15 protein-coding genes and 1 pseudogene are annotated in these 18,128 nt (G+C 62.3%); 14 read left to right on the top strand and 2 right to left on the bottom strand.

Translation table 11 applies throughout. The annotated features are described in order from the left end of the window. Window positions 1–85: 85 nt before the first annotated feature. The gene (locus IG197_RS05280; RefSeq protein WP_192317454.1) at window positions 86–1,267 is read right to left on the bottom strand and encodes an N-acetylneuraminate epimerase; all 1,182 of its coding nucleotides are present in this window, start codon (window positions 1,265–1,267) and stop codon (window positions 86–88) included. Window positions 1,268–1,703: 436 nt separating this feature from the next. Here IG197_RS05280 and IG197_RS05275 point away from each other — a divergent pair, with 436 nt between their 5' ends. From IG197_RS05275 to IG197_RS05235, 9 genes are all read left to right on the top strand, one after another. Continuing rightward, window positions 1,704–2,435, top strand: a complete 732-nt coding sequence (locus IG197_RS05275) for a FadR/GntR family transcriptional regulator (RefSeq protein WP_192317452.1) — start codon at window positions 1,704–1,706, stop codon at window positions 2,433–2,435. After that, complete coding sequence (locus tag IG197_RS05270; RefSeq protein WP_192317450.1) at window positions 2,432–4,018, top strand: ABC transporter substrate-binding protein; 1,587 nt, start codon at window positions 2,432–2,434, stop codon at window positions 4,016–4,018. Before IG197_RS05275 ends, IG197_RS05270 begins: the two co-directional genes overlap by 4 nt. Window positions 4,019–4,243: 225 nt before the next feature. After that, window positions 4,244–5,203 (top strand): ABC transporter permease, encoded by a 960-nt coding sequence (locus tag IG197_RS05265; RefSeq protein ID WP_192317448.1) that lies wholly within the window; start codon window positions 4,244–4,246, stop codon window positions 5,201–5,203. Further along, window positions 5,169–6,077, top strand: coding sequence for an ABC transporter permease (locus IG197_RS05260; protein WP_192317446.1), 909 nt, complete (start codon window positions 5,169–5,171; stop codon window positions 6,075–6,077). The genes IG197_RS05265 and IG197_RS05260 overlap by 35 nt, the downstream gene beginning before the upstream one ends. A 23-nt stretch (window positions 6,078–6,100) precedes the next feature. After that, entirely contained in the window at window positions 6,101–7,018 is a 918-nt protein-coding gene (locus IG197_RS05255; protein ID WP_192317444.1) for a dihydrodipicolinate synthase family protein, read from the top strand. Between the two features lie 8 nt (window positions 7,019–7,026). After that, window positions 7,027–8,043, top strand: coding sequence for an ABC transporter ATP-binding protein (locus IG197_RS05250; protein ID WP_192317443.1), 1,017 nt, complete (start codon window positions 7,027–7,029; stop codon window positions 8,041–8,043). After that, on the top strand, window positions 8,040–8,987 hold the full coding sequence (locus IG197_RS05245) for an ABC transporter ATP-binding protein (protein WP_192317441.1): 948 nt from the start codon (window positions 8,040–8,042) through the stop codon (window positions 8,985–8,987). The genes IG197_RS05250 and IG197_RS05245 overlap by 4 nt, the downstream gene beginning before the upstream one ends. Before the next feature lie 266 nt (window positions 8,988–9,253). Then, window positions 9,254–10,219, top strand: a complete 966-nt coding sequence (locus IG197_RS05240; RefSeq protein ID WP_192317439.1) for a Gfo/Idh/MocA family protein — start codon at window positions 9,254–9,256, stop codon at window positions 10,217–10,219. A gap of 169 nt (window positions 10,220–10,388) precedes the next feature. Beyond that, entirely contained in the window at window positions 10,389–11,381 is a 993-nt protein-coding gene (locus IG197_RS05235; RefSeq protein WP_192317437.1) for a Gfo/Idh/MocA family protein, read from the top strand. 148 nt (window positions 11,382–11,529) lie between these two features. Here IG197_RS05235 and IG197_RS05230 read toward each other — a convergent pair whose 3' ends face one another. Continuing rightward, window positions 11,530–12,315, bottom strand: coding sequence for a hypothetical protein (locus IG197_RS05230; RefSeq protein ID WP_192317435.1), 786 nt, complete (start codon window positions 12,313–12,315; stop codon window positions 11,530–11,532). On the opposite strand from IG197_RS05230, the pseudogene IG197_RS36785 reads away from it, so the two are divergent. The 5 genes and pseudogenes from IG197_RS36785 to IG197_RS05210 all read left to right on the top strand — a co-directional run. Further along, window positions 12,225–12,785 (top strand): annotated as a pseudogene (locus IG197_RS36785) (DUF4236 domain-containing protein); the annotation flags it as partial. The gene IG197_RS05230 and the pseudogene IG197_RS36785 sit on opposite strands and share 91 nt — an antisense overlap. A gap of 108 nt (window positions 12,786–12,893) precedes the next feature. Then, complete coding sequence (locus IG197_RS05225) at window positions 12,894–14,237, top strand: SH3 domain-containing protein (protein WP_246765312.1); 1,344 nt, start codon at window positions 12,894–12,896, stop codon at window positions 14,235–14,237. Window positions 14,238–14,441: 204 nt separating this feature from the next. Beyond that, entirely contained in the window at window positions 14,442–14,882 is a 441-nt protein-coding gene (locus IG197_RS05220) for an HPP family protein (RefSeq protein WP_192317431.1), read from the top strand. 665 nt (window positions 14,883–15,547) lie between these two features. Further along, window positions 15,548–17,134 (top strand): ATP-dependent endonuclease, encoded by a 1,587-nt coding sequence (locus IG197_RS05215; RefSeq protein ID WP_192317429.1) that lies wholly within the window; start codon window positions 15,548–15,550, stop codon window positions 17,132–17,134. Beyond that, entirely contained in the window at window positions 17,131–18,003 is an 873-nt protein-coding gene (locus IG197_RS05210; RefSeq protein ID WP_192317427.1) for a hypothetical protein, read from the top strand. The genes IG197_RS05215 and IG197_RS05210 overlap by 4 nt, the downstream gene beginning before the upstream one ends. The last annotated feature ends 125 nt before the right edge of the window (window positions 18,004–18,128 follow it).

Genomic DNA, 18,128 nt, shown 5'->3' with positions numbered 1-18,128 from the left:
GCGGTCCCATGCCGCGCCGGCTGACCGGCCGCCGTCGCCTCTCCCGCCGGGGCTTCGGGTGAGGGCGACGACGGGCCTGCCTTGTTCAGTGTTCGATCGACAGCGCCTTGCCGTCCCATTTCATGAGGAAGACCTCGCGGCGCGGTGTGGCCTCGCCGTCCTCGCCGCCGACGATGAGCAGGCCTCCGGATACAGGGAACGAGGCGCCGTAAGCGAGCCCGGTCGGCAGTTTTCCGACCTCCCGCCAGATCTTGCCGTCAGATGCCTTGTTGCCAGAAGTCTGGCCGTCGGCGGCCTTGTCATAGACGTAGACCTCGTCGCGCCAGCCCTTCTTCAGCCCGTCATGGGCGAACCACTTGCCATCGGCGGCATTGGCCTGGGCGCCGACGAAATTGGCGCCGCCGGCAACGAGGACGGCACCACCGACGTCGCCGGCAAAGGCCCCGGCAACACCTTCCTGGCGGTCGTTTGCTTCAGGGCTGGGCAGGTCGGCCAGCTTCTGCCAGGCGGCGGAGGAACCTGAGATGCTGACCTTTTTGACCTCTGGCGTGCGCAGGCCCGGCTTGATCTCGCCGCTGATGAGGGTGAAGGCATCGTCGCCAAGCGCGGCCACCGCCGCGTCGCAATTGGGCAGGAACGGGCTGTCGCCGAGACTGCTCCAGCTGTTGGCCCGGGGATCGTAGGACAGCAGCTCGGCATTCCAGCGATAGTCGGCGGGAGCCATGCCCATATAGGCGTCGACCAGCTTCCTGAAGCCGTCCGGGTTCTTCTCCTTGTCGGTGGCTGTGACCTTGGCGAGGTAATCGTCGAACAGCTCCTTGTTGTAGCCGCCGACAAGGGCGATGCGGCCGTCCTGCAGCGCAAGCGCCTTGGCGCCCGACAGGCCGACAGGCGTTGTGGTGTCGATCCTGGCCCAGCCGTCGGTATCAGGGTCATAGGCATGGACCGTGTCGAAGATGATGGCGGATTTTGCCTCGGCGCTTTCCTTGCCGTTGCCGGAGAAGACGAAGATTTGGCCGCCCGACACCGCCGCCGCCGCGCCATTGGTGGCGGGGCCTGAAAAGGCGGCGCGCTTGACCCAGCCGGCAGCGGGATCAGCGAGATCGAGCGCGTAGAAGTCGCTGCCCGCCGAGCCGAGCCCGACATAAAGCGTGTCGCCGACACGCGCAGCGATGCCGCTCTTGATGCCGATGGGCAGGTCCGGCCAGGCATCGGCGGCCATGGCCGTGGAAAGGGGCGAGGCGAGGGACATTGCGGTGGCGGTCATGAGGGCTCTCAACAGGGATTTGCGGGGCAGGGGCGATCTGCGGGGCAAGGGCGAATTTCCGGGCATGTGGGCACTGCTCTCCTTGGTGGTGCGGGCATGGCGCGGCGGTGCGCCGGCGGGCAGGGCGCTGTCTTGGCCTGCGGCTTCGGCTGAAGCGGCGCAGCGTCGCCGGCTGGTCGGGGGTCCGGCAGTCGGCTTCCGGCGGTCGCGGTCGAGCGGTGAGACAGCGGCTGATCGGGTGAACTGTGGACGGCGCGCCTGTGGCCGGCAGGCAGCAGTGAATGCGCTTCGGTCGTCCAGGCATCTGCGCTATCCCTCAGGTGGAAATGAGCAACAAGTGGGCATTCCAATATCCTGTTGACAGATATCCTACAAGTGGGTAATCAACTCACCGGGTGCTGTTTTTCGGAACGCCCACAGGCAACCGGAGACCGAGATGAGCCTGAAAACGATCAAGCCACTGAAGCGCGCGCCGCTTCTGCATGTGTCCGTGCAGGAAAGCCTGCGCGCCTATATCGACGACAACGGCCTTGCCGCCGGAGCGCCGCTGCCGCCGGAAGGCGAGCTTGCCACCCAGCTCGGCGTCAGCCGCAACTCGGTGCGCGAGGGCATCAAGGCGCTGGAGTCGCTCGGCGTGGTCGAGTCCAGGCGCGGCATCGGCGTCTTCGTCAAGGCGTTCTCCTTCGAGCCGCTGCTCGAAAACCTCGCTTATGGCCTGGGCGATGCGCTGAAGCAGATCGAGGAGGTCATCACCATCCGGCGCACGCTCGAGGTCGGCCTCATCGACAGGACGCTGGAGCTGATCGGCAAGGACGACATCGCCGAGCTGCGCCAGACGCTCGACAAGATGAAGGCGCTGGCCGAACGCGGCGAGAGCTTTCCCGACGAGGATCGGCACTTCCACTATCTGTTGTTCCGCTGCCAGGACAACGAGGTGCTGTCGCGCCTGATCGAGGTGTTCTGGCTCGCCTTCTACAAGGCCTCCGACTTCGTCAACCTCGACAATGCCGACCCTGTCCAGACCTGGCGCGACCACGCGGCAATCGTCGACGCGGTCGAGGCAGGCGATCTCGCCGCCGCCAAGGACCGGCTCGCCAACCATTATGCCGGCATCACCAAAGTGATCGCCGACAACAAGACACATCAATCAAACGGGAGGAGTACATGAACTACAGGACGATGATCTCGGCGCTTGCCTTGTCGGCGGCGCTCTTTGCAGGTGCCGCCACCACGGCCGCGCCGGCCAATGCCCAGGGGGCAACGATCTCGGGCGGCTTCGATGTCGGCCCCGGCGGCTTCCAGGGCAATTTCAACCCGCTGGCCGCCACCGGCGGCTTCACCTGGCTGGTCACCTATTTCGAGCCGCTGGTGATCTATGACGACAAGCTCGCCAAAATCATCGGCGCGCTCGCCGACAGCTACGAGGTCAGCGCCGACCAGAAGGCCTACACCTTCAAGCTCGCCGACACCAAGTGGCACGACGGCAAGCCGTTTACCGCAAAAGACGTGAAGTTCACCATCGAGCTCGCCAAGAACGACAAGGCAGGCTCGGTGTTTGCCGCCCGCCTCGGCGCGATTGAAACCGTCGAGACCCCCGACGACCGCACCGTGATCGTCAAGCTGAGCACCGCCACGCCGAGCATGCTCGACACGCTGACCAAGCTGATGATGCTGCCCGAGCATGCGCTCGCCGCCATCCCTGTGGAACAGATCGCCAAGAATGCCTGGTGGTCGACATCGCCCGTCGGCACCGGACCGTTCAAATTCACCAAATATGTCGCCGACCAGTATGTCGAGCTCGCCGCCAACCCCGATTTTCACGGCGGCAAGCCGGCGGCGGAAAAACTGATCAACCGCTATTTCGCCAATCCGGCAGCGGCCATCGCAGCGCTCCGCGCCGGCGAGATCCAGTTCACCTATGTCGATTCCAATGACGTCTCGACCTTCAAGGGCGACAACGCCTTCACCGTCATCGAGGGCGATTCCTATGTCGTCAACTATGTCGGCTTCAACCAGGAAGTGCCTTTGTGGAAGGACCTCAAGGTCCGCCAGGCCTTCATGCATGCCATCAACCGCGACGCCATCATCCAGAGCCTCTATGGCGGCGCCGCCAAGCCGGCCAACTGCGTCTATGTCGCCGACCGGCTGGTGCCCCAGGGCATCGACCAATACGCCTATGACCCCGAGAAGGCCAAGCAGCTGCTGGCGGAAGCCGGCTGGGACAAGATCAACGGCGACAAGCCGATCACCATCCTGACCTATTACACCTCGCCGCTCGCCACCAACGTGCTGGCCGCCATGCAGGCGATGCTGGCCCAGGTCGGCATCAACATCGTGCCGCGCGCCGTCGACACGCCGACCTACAATTCGGTCGTCTACCAGCAGTCGGGCAATGCCGGCGACTTCCCGCTGATCTATGCCGGCCTGCAGAACGGCCCTGATGCCTCCAACATCAATATCGGCCTCAACGAAAAGCAGATCCCGCCGGCCGGCGCCAATCTGATGCGCATCCGCATGCCCGAGGTGACCAACGCGCTCGATGCAGCACTTGCCGAGACGGATGCCGCCAAGCGCGACGCCCGCTACCAGGACGTCTGCAAGGCGACCAACGCCAACCTGCCCTGGGGCACGATGTGGGTCGCCAACCGCTACGGCGTGGCGTCGAGCAAGCTGAAGGACTTCGTCTGGACCCCGGCGCCTGCCGGTGGTCCCTACCAGGCCCACCCGGAAAAGTGGTCGATCGCCGAATAGGCCAACTCCCTCCCTCGGGGGGCGGCCATCCCAGTGGCCGTCCCCCCATTTTTTCCGGACGCTTTTTGCTCCCGGACGCTTGTTCCCCCTGGACGCCAGCTTCTTGCTGGAGCCCGTTTCTTGCTGGAGCCCGTTTCTTGCTGGATGCCGGTTTCTTGCTGGATGCCCGTTTCTTGCTGGATGCTTGTCGCCGCTGGCCTGGCTATCCCTAGACAGAGAGCCCCAATGCTCCGCTATTGCCTCAATCGCCTGTTGATCGGGCTCGGCATGCTGCTCGCACTGACAGTGCTGATCTTCGTGCTGCTGCAGCTGACGCCGGGCGATCCGATCGACGCCTATATCGACCCCAACGTCGCCATGTCGAAGGAGGCGATGGACGCGCTTCGTGCGCAGCTCGGCCTCGACCGGCCGCTGCCGGTGCAATATCTCGCCTGGCTGTCGCAGGCCGTGCAGGGCAATCTCGGCCACTCGCTGCAGCGTTTCAACGAGACGGTGTCAGGCCTGATCGTCTCGCGCATCGGCCCGACGCTGCTTCTGATGGGCGCCGGCTTGGCGATCGCCATCGTTGTCGGCATCGCCTCGGGCATCGTCAGTGCCGTGCGCCGCAACTCTTTGCCCGACTATTCCTTGTCGGTGCTGGCGCTGCTCGGCATTTCGAGCCCCGCCTTCCTGACCGCCTTCCTTGGCCTGTACCTGTTTTCGGTCAGGCTGAAATGGGCGCCGTCCGGCGGCATGTTGACGCCGGCCAGCGATTTCTCGATCGCCGACCTGTTGCACCACCTGATCCTGCCGGCCTGCGTTCTGTCCATCGGCCATGCCGCGCTGATCATGCGCTACATGCGCGCCTCGATGCTCGAAGTGCTGAACCAGGACTATGTCAGGACGGCCCGCGCCAAGGGCGTCAAGGAGTTCTGGGTGGTGACCAAACATGCCTTGCGCAACGCGCTTCTGCCCGTCGTCACGCTGATCGGCTCGACGATCGGCCTCGCCGTCGGCGGCGCCATCTTCATCGAGAGCGTGTTCAACTGGCCTGGCATGGGCCTGCTTCTGATCAGCGCGGTCGAAACCCGCGACTATCCCGTCATCATGGGCGCCACGCTGGTCATCGGCGCCTGCGTCATCGTTGTCAACATTCTGACCGACCTTGCCTATGCGGTCATCGACCCGCGCATCCAGGTGGCCTGACATGAGCGTTCTGACCCTGTCCTCGACCGGCCCCATGGCCCGTGCCTATAACCGCTTCACCCAGAACCGGGCAGCCCTGTTCGGCGCGGCGCTGCTTCTGCCGATGCTCGTTGCCGTGCTCACCTATCCTTTGTGGCTGCCCTACAAGCCCAACGACATCGACCTTCTGGCGATGAACGGCGCCCCGTCCTTGAAACACTGGTTCGGCAGCGACGGCGTCGGCCGCGACGTGCTGGCCCGCACGCTGGAGGGCGGCCGCATCTCGCTTCTGGTGGCGGTCTCCTCGGTGGTGCTGTCGACTGGTATCGGCTTCCTCGTCGGCGCGATCTCAGCCTTTGGCGGCCGCTGGGCCGATGCACTGGCCATGCGCTCCGTCGACCTTGCCATGACGCTGCCGCCGGTCATCTTCCTGCTCGTGCTCGCCTCCATCGTCGGCTCGGGCATCTGGTCGACTGTCGTCGTCATCGCCCTTCTGTCCTGGCCGGTGCTGTCGCGCATGATCCGCGCCCGGCTGCTCGAACTGCGCGAACGCGAATTCGTCATGGCCTCGCGTGGCATGGGGGCGGGCCTCGGCCATCTCTTGTTCCGCCACGGCCTGCCCAACTCGATCGACATCCTCGTCGTCTACGCCACGCTGCAGGTCGCCAACGCCATCCTGCTCGAAGCCGGCCTGTCCTTCCTCGGCCTCGGCGTGCCGCCGCCGGCGGCCAGTTGGGGCAACATGCTGAATGCCGCGCGCTCGACGGCGGTGCTCGAACAATTCCCCTGGCAATGGCTGTTCCCCGGCGCAGCGCTTGTCCTTGTCGTGCTTGCCATCAACTTCATCGGCGACGGCCTGAGAGACGCCTTCGACCCCCGCGCCGACCTCAACTAACCCTCTGGAAGAGAAGCAGAAAAATGTCCAAATTCTTCGGTGTCGTTCCGCCCGTCGTCACCCCCCTCAACGATGATTTCAGCGTCGACTACGCGTCCTACACACGTGTCCTCGACTATCTCATCGACAATGGCTGCCACGGCCTGTTTCCGCTGGGATCGACCAGCGAGGTGGTGTTTTATGACGATGCCGAGCGCCGCAAGATCCTCGAACACACGGTCAAGGTCGCCAATGGCCGGGTGCCGGTCATTGCCGGTGTCATCGACCCGACCACCGACCGCGTCATTCGCCACGCGCAGACCGCCCGGGATGTCGGCGCCGACGCCGTCGTCGTCACCGCACCTTTCTACACCATCACCAGCCAGGCCGAGACGCTCGACCACTTCCGCATGATCCGCGACGCCGTCGACATTCCGCTGATTGCCTATGACATTCCGGTCTGCGTCCACAGCAAGCTCGCCCGCCAGACGGTGGTGACGCTGGCCAGGGAAGGCACCATCGTCGGCCTCAAGGATTCCTCCGGTGACGACGGCAATTTCCGCTATGCGCTGAGCGACCTTGCCGACACCAAGGACGTGTTTTTGATGACCGGCTCCGAGATCGTCGTCGACAATGCCTTGCAGATGGGCGCGCATGGCGTCGTGCCCGGCCTCGCCAATGTCGATCCGGCCGGTTATGTCAGGCTCTGGAACCACGCCCGGAAGGGCGACTGGGAGGCCGCGCGCAAGGAGCAGGAACGCCTCTGCCGCCTGTTCGAGATCGTCTGGGTCGCCGCCGGCCGCGTCAGCGGTGGCGCCACCGGCGTCGGCGGCTTCAAGACCGCGATGCGCAGCCTTGGTATCATTTCGACCAATGCCATGGCGCGTCCGCGCGCCGCGCTCAACGACGCCGAGACCGGCAGGATCGACGAGATCCTGCGCTCGGTCGGCCTGCTCAACTGAGGCTTCCGATGCGCACCGAACCCATCCTCGAGATCAAGGGCCTCAGAACCGTCTTCCGGGTGCGCGGCCGCGAGATCGCCGCCGTCAACGGCATCGACCTTGTCGTGCATGCCGGCGAAACGGTGGCGCTTGTCGGGGAATCGGGTTCGGGCAAATCGGTCACCAGCCTGTCGGTGATGCGGCTTTTGGCCCGCGGCATCGGCGCGATCGACGCCGGCGAGATGCTGTTCCGCGGCAAGGACGGCACGGTCCGCGACCTGGCCAGGCTCGGCGAAGAAGAGATGCGGCGGATCCGCGGCAACGACATCGGCATGGTGTTCCAGGAGCCGATGACCAGCCTCAACCCGGTCTACAGCATCGGCGACCAGATCTCGGAATCGCTCAGGGTGCATCGCGGCACCGGCCGCAGCACAGCGCTGGAGGTGGCCGTCGCCCTGCTCGACAAGGTCGGCATTCCCGATGCCCGCCGCCGGGCCGGGCAATATCCGCATGAGCTGTCGGGCGGCATGCGCCAGCGCGCCACCATCGCCATGGCGCTGGCCTGCGATCCGACATTGCTGATTGCCGACGAGCCGACGACGGCGCTCGACGTCACCATCCAGGCGCAGATCCTCGAGCTGCTGCAGGGCCTGCAGCGCGAGCGCGGCATGGGCGTTCTGTTCGTCACCCACAATCTCGGCGTCGTCGCCGAGATCGCCGACCGGGTGGCTGTCATGTATGCCGGCCGCATCGTCGAATGCGGCCCGGTGGCCGAGGTGTTCCGCAACCCGCGCCACCCCTATACGCTCGGCCTGCTGAACTCGATGCCGCGGCTGGGCGCCGCCACCGCCATGAAACGCGCCGGCGAGAAGCTGAACGCCATTCCCGGCATGGTGCCAAGCCTCGCCGACATGCCCGCAGGCTGTGCCTTTGCGCCACGCTGCGGTTTTGCCATCGAGGCATGCCGCCAGAACATTCCCGCACTCGAAAGCGTCGCTGCCGGCCATGGCAGCCGCTGCATCCGCTGGCAGGAGATCGCCCGATGACCCCGCTTCTTTCGGTCCGCGGCCTCGCCAAGCATTACCAGACGCGCGGCGCGACCCTGAAGATCCTCGAAGACATCTCCTTCGACGTCGCCCGGGGCGAGGTTGTCGGGCTGGTCGGCGAATCCGGCAGCGGCAAGACCACCATCGGCCGCTCGGTGCTCCGGCTGATCGAGCCGACGGCGGGCGAGGTGCGCTTCGACGGCACCGACATCACCAGGCTGTCCAATGGCGAGATGCGACGCCGGCGGCCGCGCATGCAGTACATCTTCCAGGATCCTTATGCCTCCTTGTCGCCGCGCATGACCATCGGCGAGATCCTGACCGAGGGCCTGAAAATCCAGGGCATCGGCACCAGGGCGGAGCGGCTGGAGCGGGCGAAGAAGGCGCTCGAACAGGTCGAGCTGCCGGCAGACGCCATCCATCGCTATGCCCACGAATTCTCGGGCGGCCAGCGCCAGCGCATCGGCATTGCCCGGGCGCTGACGCTGGCGCCCGAATTCATCGTCGCCGACGAACCGGTCTCGGCGCTCGACGTGTCGATCCAGGCGCAGGTGATCAACCTGCTGCGCGACCTGCAGCAGCGGCTCGGCCTGACAATGCTGTTCATCTCGCACGACCTCGCCGTGGTCGAATATATCTGCGACCGCGTCATCGTGCTCTATCTCGGCCGCATCATGGAGATCGCCGCAAGCGAGGATCTTTATGCCAGGCCCGAGCACCCCTACACCAGGGCGCTGATGTCGGCGATCCCGTCGCCGGACCCGGAGGCGAAGAGAGAGCGTGAAATTCTCAAGGGCGACATTCCGAGCCCGGCCAATCCGCCCAGCGGCTGCGTCTTCCGCACCCGCTGCCCCAACGCGCTCGACGCCTGCGCTGCAACGCGACCTGAGCTGCGCGAGGTCAGGCCCGGGCATTTCAAGGCCTGCATCCGCGATGATCTCTAGCGCAATTCCAGGAAAAGTGTGCCGCGGTTTTCCGTCCGGAATTGCGCAAAAACAAAGAGCAATTCCAGGAAAACTGTGCCGCGGTTTTCCCAGGAGAATTGCGCAAAAACAAAGAGCAATTCCAGGAAACGTGCGCCGCGGTTAGCCCAAGAGAATTGCTCAAAAACAAAGAGTTAGTCCGTCGCCTGAGGCCGTTTCCATCAGCTGTCTTGAGCCGCTGTTCCTAGCCGCGCCGTCGAGGCAGTCGTTTTGTTGTGAGGTCCGAAATGAAATTGTCCTTCCTGGGTGTCGGCCACTGGCATGCGACGATGCATGGCGAAGCGGCGATCGCCGCAGGCGCCGGCATTGCCTCGGCCTGGGACCCGGAGCCCGAGGCGGCCGCCGGCTTCGCCCAAAAATTCGGCTGTCCTGTCGCGCCGAGCCTGCCTGCCGCGCTGGAACATGCCGATCTTGCCGTCGTCATGGGCCGGCCGTTCGAAATCGTCGAACGCGGTCTCCAGGTCATCGCAGCCGGTGTGCCGCTGCTGCTCGAAAAACCTCTGGGCATTTCGGCCGCGGCCGCCGACGCTTTGATCGCGGCGGCACAGCACAAGGGCGTATTCACAGCCATGGCCTTGCCGCATGGCATGGCGATGCTGGCAGCACTTGGCGATCTCGACGCTGCCGGGCGGCGCGGGCCGATCTCGCATTCGCATTTCCGCCTGATCAACGGGCCGCCGCAACGTTATGTCGACGACGGCGTCGCCTGGGTGCTGGATCCCGGGATCGGCGGCGGCGGCGCGCTCAGAAATCTCGGCATCCACGGCATCAATGCCTTCCTGATGCTGGCTGCCGGGCAGGAGGTCGAGATAGCAAGCGCCTCGTTCGGCCGACCGCTTCACGGAACCAAGGTCGAAGACTACGCGGCCATCGTGCTGCGCGCCGCCGACGGCATGCTCGGGCTGATCGAAGCCGGTTACACCTTTGCCTCGATGAAACGCGGCCTCTTCGAATGGCGTGTCTCCGCTGCGAATGCCACGCTGAGCGACCTCGGCGACCGGCTGGCGCTGTCGACCCTCGATGACGAGAAACAGACCGACCTGCCGGCGACGCCTATCGCCCGCCGTTATCACGACGTCATGGCTGACACCCTGCAGCGCCTGGCCGCCGGCCGCCCGCCGGCGGTGTCGCTCGCCGACGCCAGGCGCGCCATGGCCATCATCGACCGCTGCTACGCACTGGAACGGGCGTGATTATGGGGGGGCATGTCCATGGCAGACATGACCGTGGCGGCATGAGAATGGGGGCAGACATGACAACGGCAGGCGTGACCGTCGCAGGCACGGGCAGGGGAGCACGACCATGTCGAGCATTGGGGCAGGCATGACTGGTGGAGGCAAGACCATGCGAAGCATGCGGAGCATGACGACGATCGGGATCGGCATCATCGGCGCCGGCCATTTCGGCGCGGCCCATGCGCGTGCCCTGCGCGAGGTCGAGGGCTCGCGCCTCGTAGCCGCCTGCCGCAACGATGCCGACGGGCTCGCAGCCTTCACCGGGGAATTCGGCGGCAAGGGCCATCTCGACTATCGCGACCTGCTGGCCGATCCGGATGTCGACGCCGTGGTGGTGGCGCTGCCGCATCATCTCCACACCGAGGTCGCCATCGCCTGCGCCGAGGCGGGCAAACACATCATGGTCGAAAAGCCGATGGCGCCGACCGTCGCCGAGTGCCGGCGCATCATGGCTGCGGCAAAAGCCGCCGGCGTCGTGCTGATGCCCGGCCACACCATGCGTTTCACCTTGCCGTATCTCGCGGCACGGCAAGTCATTGACGAGCGCGGACTGGGGGCGATGCGTTACGGCTCGAGCCGCATGATCAAGCTCTGGATGGAAGGCAACCGCCGCGACTGGCACCTCGACCCAGTGACCGGCGGCGGCATGCTGTTCACCGCGGGCATTCACGCGCTCGATAGGCTGCTCGCCTTTGCCGGCCGTAGCGCCACCCATGTCAGCGCCATCACCACAACGACCTTCCACCAGCAGAAGGCCGACGACGTAGCCCTTCTGCTGCTGCGCTTCGGCGACGATGCCGTCGGCCAGGTCGCCAGCATCGGTTATGCCGACGGCGCCTTCATCTCGGGCGACGAACTGGCCTTCGACCGCGGTGTGGTGAATGTCGATTTCTTCAACGGCGTGACGCTCGGCCGCGGCCAGACATGGCAGCCGGTCGAAAACTCGATCGAGAGCGATGTCGCCGGCCGCGGCCTCGTCCGCCAGTGGCAGGCCTTCGTCCAGGCCATAAGCTGTGGCACCACCCCGCCCGTCACAGCCGAAGACGGCCTGCACGTCGTCGCCTGCATCGAAGCTGCCTTCAAGGCCTCGCGCGAACGCCGGGAGGTGGCGGTGGGGTAGGGCTGGGGGCTGTCGAAATGTCTGGAGCGCTGTGGGGCGGGAAGCGGATTGGCCACTCTTTGCGGGGATAATGCGAACCGTCAGGTGCGTGACACCAGGCGAACAGCAAGCGCCACGAATGAGGACGCGGCACTCATCGTCCAAACACTCATTGTTCGCTCCCCCAAAGTGCTCGCGATCTGTCGGTTAGAAACGACAGGGTGACATATGCGAATGCGAAGAATGTTACGTCGACTGCAAGGCGCTGATATAAGTCATAGCCATATGTTGTCAGAAATCCTGATGTAACGATGTCGCCAGCGCTATCGGCGTAACTGTTCAACCCAAATGCGCGACCTGTTATCAATGGCATATAGGTAATCGCAATAGGTGGGATGACGCAAAATACGTCTGAAAATGTGGAGGCAATTTTGGTGTTTCTATTATTATTGCCTGAAGAAAAGTAGAATAACAAAAAGCAAACAGTCCAACATGCGAAAAGCATGATGTTCATTTTTAGCAAGAAATCAAGAAATAATTCCGTTGATGTGGCCGTGATTTGAGTTCGAAGATTTTCTGAAATTATGCCAACTGCCAAGCCATAATATACAAATGCAAAAAGTATATTTGCTATTACCAGTCGTGGAATCAGCAATTTGAGGAACGTCATGTTGAGCCCCCTGGATTTCCTCAGGCGTGCCGATGTCTGCTGTCGTTCATGAAACGAGTTTAGTCTGATCTCCGCCAGGGAATCGAGCAGCAACCATAGCACGCGTCTGGTTCCAGTTTGATCTCCGCTGTGGACCGACATGCCCGGAGCAAGCTCAACCACCTCGCCATCAGCGCGAATTGCAGTCTGCGAACATGTGTGGTCCTGCCGTGCCCTCTGCACCGCCATCGGCTGCCACCAGCACAAGGCCGGCGACTTCTGCTCGGCAACGATGCCGTCGGCCAAGTCGCCAGCATCGGTTATGCCGGCTGAATTACCAGCCGATCTATGCCGGCGACTGCGAAACCATCGTCGGCGCCGAGGCGCTGCTGCGCTGGGCGCACCCAATCCACAGTCATTGCTCCGTCTCCGTCATGGGCGGAGCGTACGTTCATGTCTCTCAAGTGCAGCGCGTCAGCGAAAGTAGTTATATTTCGGTAACTACCAGGAACAACGGAACGAATACGGTTGCTTACTCTGGCTTCCTATCCAATAGTCAGCTCCTCCTTGTAACCGAAGAGACGCAGGTTCTCCGGGAGCAAGAGAAATGCGTGGTGCGGGGGGCACATTTGCCATTCTACATTCGGAAGTCGGTTTCGGCAGGTCCGTTCCGCTTCAATTTCTCAAAGTCTGGGGTAGGTGTTTCCGTAGGTGTGAAAGGCCTGCGAATAGGAACTGGGCCTCGTGGGCACTACATTCATGCGGGTCGCGGAGGTCTTTACTATCGGGCGACGCTTGGCAATGTTGGGCGAGGTCGGCAGTCGGCAGCTTCGCCGCAGCATTCATCATTGCGGCGGGCGACGTTCGACAACGATGATGTCTCGATGATCGAGATCGAATCCGGCGATGTCATGCACATGCGCGACGGATCGTTTTCGGAGCTTCTCGACGAGATAAACTCCAAAGCCAAGCAGACGCGCATGTCTGTGGCATTCTTCTGGGCTGCTCTTGCAAGCGGTGTGATGGCTGGTCTTGCGTCAGGCGGACCTGGACTGTTTTTTTGCGTCGCGGCGCTACCGGCGGCGGGGGTCGGTAAGTGGCTAGACTCTTATCGCAGGACATCTGTGCTCTATTACGACCTCGAAGGGGACGCAGAGGCAGCCTATCGTCGCCTTGTCGAAGGGTTTGACGACCTCTTGGGGTGTGCGACCAAATGGCATATCGAAGCCGGAGGCGCAGTCCAGAATCTAACGGCATGGAAACGCAACGCGGGCGCTTCGCACCTCGTGAACAGAAAGGTGACCACCCTAGCTTATGATCTCCCTGCGGTAATAAAGAGCAATGTGACTCCTCCTGCCTTGCATGTGGGCAAGCAGATCATGTTCTTTTTGCCCGACATTGTGCTCATTCAGGACGGCAGCCGCATAGGGGCAGTGAACTACGCTGACTTAAATGTACGGTGGCAGAATTCTAGGTTCATCGAAACCGAACGCGTACCGCCCGACGCTAGGATCGTAGATCATACCTGGAAACATCCAAACAAGAGCGGCGGACCCGACCGGCGCTTCAGGGACAACAGACAGATTCCGATCTGTCTGTATGAAGCGATGTACCTCACAAGCAACAGTGGCGTGAACGAGCTTGTAGAGTTTTCTCGGACCGAGGTGGTGGCAGCTTTTGTAGATGGTTGCCGCAAGGTTGGAGCGCTGCCGCGGGAACGTACGGTCGCGTTGCCATCGGCACCTACGAACGATGCCGTTGATATTGCTCCCGTCGCCGCGAATGAAAGGAAGCGCAGCCCTCTCAAAATCGCAGTGTTGACTATCCTTGGCGTCTTTGTGGGCATTCCATTACTGGCCTTCGTCTTCGGATCCGACGGAAAACAGGCAGACACTGAATCTCCAGCGACCTTGAGCGTGGAAGCATCCGACACCGTTCCCGCCGCAGAGAAGAGTGCTTTCACGATTGAAGAAGTCAGGCCCCCCGTCGCGCAAGAATTGGTTCAATCGGAGCCGGTTGCTAAGGAAGAAGCCGAACAAGCCACAATACGCCACACGAAGACTGCGGTGAACCTGCGCGAAGGACCTGGCACCAAATTCGCTGTAATTGCCGTCGTCCCGGAAGGGATCGACGTGTCGGTTCTGGAATCCAAGGGAGCATGGAGTCGGGTCAGGGTAAACGAGAATACGGCCGGATGGATGGCGAATTCTACGATTGCCGAACGTTGATCGTCGGTCTGCGAAACCCGCTGTGCTTCAAATCGGCAGAAAATGGCATTGGCAGTTTGGCGATCATTGGTTTGACTAGCCGGACCATGGGCTCGAACAGGAGAGCCAGATCTTCTACGACGCGCTGTCCTATTCCGTGAAATTGAACGACTAAGCCTAAGGGGCCTGCCGTCGACCGCGATATCCGGTCGGGAGCTGCCGCGCATGCACAGCGAGCTGACCTGCGCCGACATCATGTCGCGCGATGTCGTCCGGGTCACGGTGGAGGCAAGCCCGGCGGAAGCAAAAGCCCTTCTGCTGGAACACGACATTCGCACGCTGCCGGTCCTGGACAGCGGCGACAGGCACCTGCTGGGCACTGTCGGCCCGCGCGAACTGGCCAACGGCCACCATTCGGACGTTCTTCCCATTTCTGAAGCGGTGACGGCCGGCCCCGACGAAGCCGCCGTCAGCCTGCTGCCGCGCCTGACCGACGGCGTGGCCCATGCGGTGATCGTGGTCGACGAGACCCGCCATGTCGTCGGCGTCATCTCCCAGACCGACCTGCTCGCCACGCTGGGCAAGAGCCTGGCCCACAACACGACACCTGGGATCATGGGTGGGCGGGGCAGGGGATATAGCGGCAGGAGTGGGTTGGCCGCTTGAAACGGTTTCAGCAGCATTTCGGTCTTCAGCCGGATCTTCCGCGAGGCGTACGGCGCATCGCCGTCGGAACGTGGCGACGGATGCCGGCGAACCGAACGCCACTCGTGGACAATACGGCGAAAGTGTCTGGCTGCTCGGCATCGAAGCAGCCCGTCGATCAGCGCTCTGACGGGTTGTCGATTGATGCAGGCAGCGGCTGATCGGGTTGTTCGGCACGATGCGGAAACTCACCTTAGAGCCAGGAATTGCAAGGGGAGGTGACGTCTGGAATGGGGCCGGCAGCGGCCTGACTGCTTTAGGAAAGTCTATATGGAATAGCAGCAATTGGTCAGCGGACAGGCGCGCACCGGTGTCGCAACGACAGGCGCTGACCGACCGATCAGGTTTTCTGAATCGCTCGGGGTCCGTTCCGGCAAGGCACATTTGAGCAGAAGAAAGTTGGCCCAGGACTTGGGGGGCAATAGTAGGCTCTCATAGCGTCGGTTTCACGAAGGGTTGGTGACTGCCACAACCAATTCCAGTCCAGGAAAGCTTGCCGGCGTCGCGACCGGGCACAACTGCGCTCGCTGAACCCTTTTCCTGCGCGGAACGACATGCCATGGAGTACCAACGACAGGATGAACCGGCGGGTGAGGGATTTGGCGACCAGAGACACTGACCTCAAAATGGTCATTTCGGCCCAGTGGCCCGATCTTACCGAGTTACCCGACACCTTTGTTTGGCTCCAACCGAACAATCTCACTTGGAATGACTTTGGTCATATCACTAATGTGGCAGTGGTGTTCGTCGAGGGCGGCTCGGTTGTATTCGAATACGCCGGCAAAGCCGCCTATCTCGATCCCAAGGACGGAAAGTTTGTTGGTGTAGGCAATGCGATCCTGCAGTTGCCGCAGGGTGAAAGCAGCGTCATCGTCACCGAGAACTCGAACGTCATATCTCTCGCCAGCAACCAAGAGGCGTACCGGGCGATTATTAGGCAGTTCGGTGTCGGAATGGGTAATCGTCTTCTTTCCGACGCCAATGATCTGGTCGCGATCGCGGGGAATCCGGCCAAGAAGGGCATCGAGCGTGCGGCCCTCGCATCCGACGTCTTCCGGTTCTCCTTGACCAGGGAGTCCGAAGCCTACCACGCTTTCACGAACGCGCGACCGATCCTGAGGGGGGTGGACCAAGAAGATATTTCTTCAGGGCCGGAATCTGTGATCATAACCCTCACCGATCAGGACGGGCCGGACGTCACCATCGATTTCACCTTCGATCACGACACTTCCATCCCGAAGCGAACCTGCGTCATTATTGGCAAGAATGGCGTCGGAAAAAGCCGGGCCCTCGGCAATATCGCGCGCAAGGCCCTGCGCGGAATTCAACGCGGCGCCAGCGGCGATGCGGACAGAATCCTGGCGAGCCGGGTTTTGGCGTTCACTCCGGGTAACGAGTATACAGGCACGTTCCCGAGCGAACACCGGAAGCGCCCGGCCACCTTCTACAAGCGGCTTTCCACTAGTCGCGTCAGGCATAGCGAGAGCGGGAACACAGCAACCGCCAGTATCGTGGAACTGTCGAGAAATGACAGGCGCATCGCCGAGAAATCGCGGTTTGCGATCTTCATGGATGCCGTTCACTCGATCAACCGACCAGAAGAAATCGCATTTCGCTCGTCGACCGGAGAGAACATGATCCGGTTGACGGACCTGAGAGCCGGTTCGGAAGAGCGCCGCCTTAGGTTGCTCTTCGATGTGGCCCGGGGACACGAGCCGGGACGGATCATCAACGGGAGCTTCCATCATCTGAGCACTGGTGAAGTCCGCTTCATCAAACTTCTTGCGCAGGCTTGCACCTATATCGAGAACGGCTCTCTCCTGCTGCTCGACGAACCCGAGACGCATCTTCATCCTAACTTTATCGCCCGGCTTATGAGTGCGCTGGAAAAGCTGCTGGCCGATACCGGCTCATGCGCCATCATGGCGACCCACTCCGTCTACGTGGTGCGGGAAGTCTTCCATGATCAGGTGGTGGTCGTCGAACGTGACTCAGACGGACGGGTTACCGCCAAGGCACCCGGCATGCGAACGTTCGGTGCGGACATCTCGTCGATATCCGCTTTCGTTTTTGGTGAAGATGACACGTCTTTTCTCGCCGAGGACGCTATTGCCCGGATTAGGGCGGAACATCTGTCCTTTGAAGAACTTCGCGAAAAGTACGGCGAATGGCTCTCAAGGGAAATCTTGAGCGAGCTGCGCGCCGAAAAATGAAGAAGTTCGCTCACAGCTCAAAGGGACAGTACCGCGCTCTTGCTGCCGTCGCCAGTACCAAGAGAGGCAGGGATGCTGAGATAGCGACGCGCATGGCGTTTTTTGCCAAGGCCTATCGCGAATACGTCAAGCATCGGGGCAACCCATGGCTGATGACGGGGCAAGTGCCGGATGCAGCATTCCGGAACGCGATGGCCGGCATGTTCGGGGCGCGGCTCGCCGCCCTGAGTTACATCGCCAAATTGCGCAATGCTGCTCGTGGCCGCTGTTGTTCCATGTGTGGGTCCCTGAACAGCAACCAAGTCGACCACTTTCTACCGCAACATCACTATCCCGAATTCTCGCTGTTCCTGCCGAACCTGTTTCCCGTATGCTCGTGCAATCAATCCAAGGGCAACAAAACGCTCGGCCCTGATCCCGGCGAGCGCTTCCTGCATCCCAAATTCGACAGGAAGATCGGCGAGCGCGCGCTTTACGTTCGCATCCGGTGTCACGACGACGCGCCGACATACACTGTGGTGGCTAGGAAGCCCAAGGGTGTCCGCGATGCCGCGGCTTTCGACTTCCATACCCGTACCCTGGTCTCGCACGACGCGCTGGCCGACCATGTCAAGGATGGCTTCGAGAGGTTCTGCCGGCGGCCGGGCAATGTCGTCCGGGCCTTCAAGCGCACCAATCCCGGTAGCAAAGCTGTACTAACTCGTCTGCTTCGCGACGAACTCGACGAGTCCTGCTGGCAACACCGGTCGAAGAACAATTGGGACTCTGTGTTCCTGCACGCCTTGTTGGAAAGACGTACCCTCGCATGGATATGGAGGCGTATGTCGGCGCCAGGTCGTGTGGCCGGTTCGCCATTAGTCAGACTCTAGGGCGGTCTGCTTCAGCGAGAGGTTATCGTGTAGCGCGACCAATATTCGCTGCCCTATGTCCTCGAATAACGCGATAAAGCGCGAACAATCCCGGACAAGACGGCTCGCAGTGCGCTCGAGCGGGT

Source organism: Aminobacter sp. SR38 (assembly GCF_014843375.1).
GTDB lineage: Bacteria > Pseudomonadota > Alphaproteobacteria > Rhizobiales > Rhizobiaceae > Aminobacter > Aminobacter ciceronei.
This window is presented reverse-complemented; position numbering and strand designations above follow the sequence as displayed.

Coding starts and splice junctions, on each gene's coding strand:
- IG197_RS05280 (WP_192317454.1), bottom strand. CDS start 1,267: ATGACCGCCACCGCAATGTCCCTCGCCTCGCCCCTTTCCACGGCCATG.
- IG197_RS05275 (WP_192317452.1), top strand. CDS start 1,704: ATGAGCCTGAAAACGATCAAGCCACTGAAGCGCGCGCCGCTTCTGCAT.
- IG197_RS05270 (WP_192317450.1), top strand. CDS start 2,432: ATGAACTACAGGACGATGATCTCGGCGCTTGCCTTGTCGGCGGCGCTC.
- IG197_RS05265 (WP_192317448.1), top strand. CDS start 4,244: ATGCTCCGCTATTGCCTCAATCGCCTGTTGATCGGGCTCGGCATGCTG.
- IG197_RS05260 (WP_192317446.1), top strand. CDS start 5,169: ATGCGGTCATCGACCCGCGCATCCAGGTGGCCTGACATGAGCGTTCTG.
- IG197_RS05255 (WP_192317444.1), top strand. CDS start 6,101: ATGTCCAAATTCTTCGGTGTCGTTCCGCCCGTCGTCACCCCCCTCAAC.
- IG197_RS05250 (WP_192317443.1), top strand. CDS start 7,027: ATGCGCACCGAACCCATCCTCGAGATCAAGGGCCTCAGAACCGTCTTC.
- IG197_RS05245 (WP_192317441.1), top strand. CDS start 8,040: ATGACCCCGCTTCTTTCGGTCCGCGGCCTCGCCAAGCATTACCAGACG.
- IG197_RS05240 (WP_192317439.1), top strand. CDS start 9,254: ATGAAATTGTCCTTCCTGGGTGTCGGCCACTGGCATGCGACGATGCAT.
- IG197_RS05235 (WP_192317437.1), top strand. CDS start 10,389: ATGACGACGATCGGGATCGGCATCATCGGCGCCGGCCATTTCGGCGCG.
- IG197_RS05225 (WP_246765312.1), top strand. CDS start 12,894: ATGATCGAGATCGAATCCGGCGATGTCATGCACATGCGCGACGGATCG.
- IG197_RS05220 (WP_192317431.1), top strand. CDS start 14,442: ATGCACAGCGAGCTGACCTGCGCCGACATCATGTCGCGCGATGTCGTC.
- IG197_RS05215 (WP_192317429.1), top strand. CDS start 15,548: ATGGTCATTTCGGCCCAGTGGCCCGATCTTACCGAGTTACCCGACACC.
- IG197_RS05210 (WP_192317427.1), top strand. CDS start 17,131: ATGAAGAAGTTCGCTCACAGCTCAAAGGGACAGTACCGCGCTCTTGCT.